Source organism: Halarsenatibacter silvermanii (assembly GCF_900103135.1).
Classification (GTDB): domain Bacteria; phylum Bacillota; class Halanaerobiia; order Halanaerobiales; family Halarsenatibacteraceae; genus Halarsenatibacter; species Halarsenatibacter silvermanii.
Map to the genome: position 1 here is coordinate 1 of NZ_FNGO01000057.1, position 2,774 is coordinate 2,774.

Consider the following 2,774-nt stretch of genomic DNA (forward strand, 5'->3'; position numbering starts at 1 on the left):
TCTCAGCACGCTTAATATCATAACAATTCCCCGCCCTCCTGTCAATAGCTCTCGCCTTTTTCCTAACTGCTTTAATTGTCTGTATTTTCTGGTGATATGAAAATGCGGTAATGTATGAGATGCATTACCGCTGAAATAATGAATTTAATTCGGGAGATTATACTGAGGATCATCCGGATTCTCTTTATAAAGAATAATCACACTACCAATAATCTGTACAACTTCTGAGCTAGTTCTGCGTGAAATAATTTCAGCACTCTCTTCTGCATTCACGGGAGCATTATCATTGATCCTAACTTTTATCAATTCGTGATCTTTCAGCGTTTCTGAGGTTTGATCTACAACTCCCTCAGAAATTCCTTCCTTACCAACATGAACAAGAGGATTTAAATCATGACTTTCTCCGGTGAGAAAACTTCTCTGTTTGCTGTTTAAATCTGTAATTAATAACACCTCCCGATGCTTATCTTACATAGTCAAATTCCTGTCTCCCGATGATCACTGTCATGCCGTTTTCAATCCCGGCTCTTTCCAGTTCCTCATAAAGGCCCTCATTCCGCAAAATAGACAGCATTCTGCGCAGCGAGGGTTCATCATTTAAATCAGTTCTATCTATAAGTTTTTCGACAAAATTGCCTTCTACTTTGAAACGATCAGGCGCCACCCTGTTTACAATAAATTTTTCACTCCTCTCATCAGAGGCATCTGGTGTGATAACTACTTCTTCGCTATCGCCGAACTCATCCTCCTGAACTGCGGATTCTTCTTCAATCTCTTCCAGAGCCTTACCTATTTCTTTTTTCAAAATTTCAACGCCTTCCCCTGTAGCAGCCGAAATGGGATAGACATCAAGCCCCATGCTTTGAAATTTTTTCATGAGATCAGCTATATTTTTGCGTGCCCGGGGAATATCAATTTTGTTCAAAACAATTATTTGATTAAGCTGAGCCAGTGATTGATTAAAACGTTGAAGCTCATTGTTAATTTTATGATAATCCTCTTCAGGCTGCCTTCCCTCGATACCAGAAGCGTCGATCATATGGACCAGAAGTCTGGTGCGCTCAAGATGTTTGAGAAACTGATCGCCCAAACCTTCACCCCGGTGAGCCCCTTCTATCAACCCCGGTACATCGGCTATTACATAACTTGAATAATCCTGATAATTGACCACTCCCAAATTGGGTTCTACAGTGGTAAAATGGTAATTGTCTATTTTTGGCCTGGCAGAAGTGATCATTGAGATAAGAGTAGATTTACCAACGTTGGGAAAACCTACTAATCCCACATCAGCCAAAAGCTTCAACTCAAGCTTCAGTATTTTCTTTTCTCCACTCTCACCGTTCTCGGAAAATTTAGGCGCCTGTCTGGAAGAACTCTTAAACCTGGCATTGCCCCTTCCTCCTTTTCCTCCTTGCGCTGCTACAAACTCCTCTTGATCTTCAGTCAAATCGGCAAGTTTTCTCCCCTGCCGATCAAAAACTACCGTACCAGGGGCAACTTTTATGATTTCATCCTTCCCGGCTCTGCCTTTTTTATTTCTTTCTGCTCCATTTTCTCCGTCCTGAGCTTCATATTTGCTTTTATATCTGAGATGGTTTAATGTATTTATACCCTCATCTACTTTTAAAACTACATCTCCTCCATCCCCCCCGTCTCCTCCATCGGGTCCACCTCTGGGTTCAAATTTCTCCTTTTGAAAGCTGACAGCTCCGTCACCTCCGCTGCCACCTTCCAATGTTATTTCAATTTCATCAACAAACATTATTAATCACCTCAATAAAAAATCCCTCAGTGAAAACTACTGAGGGCTGATAAAGCTGCATCTCAAATTTACAAAAGGTTTTTGAAAACAAATTTCTAAAATGATTAATTGGCAGCTTTTTGAACTACCGCATAATGTTCCGGCTCATAAACACTTACCTTGCGATTTGACTTGCCAGAACGCTCATAATTGACGTATCCATCGGTTTTGGCAAAAAGAGTATCATCGCTACCCCGACCTACATTGTAACCGGGATGAAACTTAGTGCCTCGCTGTCTGACGAGTATACTTCCCGCGGTTACAAACTCGCCATCAAATTCTTTTGCACCCAGCCTTTTAGATATACTATCTCTACCATTCTGCGTACTGCTTACTGCCTTCTTTTGGGCCATTTTTCCTCACCCCCTGAAAGTAAAATATATATTGCTGAAGAGAGATTATTCACCAACAATTTCATCAATTTTAATACGTGTAAAAGGCTGTCTATGTCCGGTCTTCTTTTTATAGCGTTTTTTGGCCTTGAATTTGAAAACCTCAACTTTTTTATTTTTGCCGTGTTCAAGAACCTCAGCTTTTACCTCAGCAGATTCCAGGACTGGCTTTCCAACTTTAAAATCTTCATCATCGGAAACAGCCAGCACTTCATCGAAGGAAATACTGTCTCCCTCTTCGTAATCTAATTTCTCCACCTTCAAATGATCGCCTTCCTTTACCCTGTACTGTTTGCCTCCGGTTCTGATAACTGCATACATTTACTTCCACCCCCTCCACCTAAAATAATCATCAGAAAAAAATAGAAAAATAAATTTTTAAATAGGACTAATAAATATATTGTTCCATCGCAATTCACATACCATTATCTACAGGTTGAAATTCTAGCATATTTCTGATCAAAAGTCAAGACCTATCGATCAACTGACGATGTCAAGTAAATGTGGGTTGGGGAATAAAAAGAGGACTCCCCCCATGAAAATATTATCTCGATGCCCCCTTCATAAGATGATAAATTGCG

Annotated in this window: 4 protein-coding genes; all 4 read right to left on the bottom strand. The window is 40.3% G+C overall.

Going from position 1 to position 2,774, the window contains the following annotated elements:
• Positions 1 to 144: 144 nt before the first annotated feature.
• Entirely contained in the window at positions 145 to 453 is a 309-nt protein-coding gene (gene yhbY / locus BLT15_RS12910) for a ribosome assembly RNA-binding protein YhbY (protein WP_089762479.1), read from the bottom strand.
• Positions 454 to 463: 10 nt separating this feature from the next.
• Positions 464 to 1,762, bottom strand: a complete 1,299-nt coding sequence (obgE, locus tag BLT15_RS12915; protein ID WP_089762481.1) for a GTPase ObgE — start codon at positions 1,760 to 1,762, stop codon at positions 464 to 466.
• A gap of 104 nt (positions 1,763 to 1,866) precedes the next feature.
• A complete protein-coding gene (gene rpmA, locus BLT15_RS12920; RefSeq protein WP_089762482.1) occupies positions 1,867 to 2,154 on the bottom strand; it encodes a 50S ribosomal protein L27 in 288 nt (95 codons plus the stop codon).
• Between the two features lie 45 nt (positions 2,155 to 2,199).
• Positions 2,200 to 2,514, bottom strand: coding sequence for a 50S ribosomal protein L21 (gene rplU / locus BLT15_RS12925; RefSeq protein ID WP_089762484.1), 315 nt, complete (start codon positions 2,512 to 2,514; stop codon positions 2,200 to 2,202).
• Between the last annotated feature and the right edge of the window lie 260 nt (positions 2,515 to 2,774).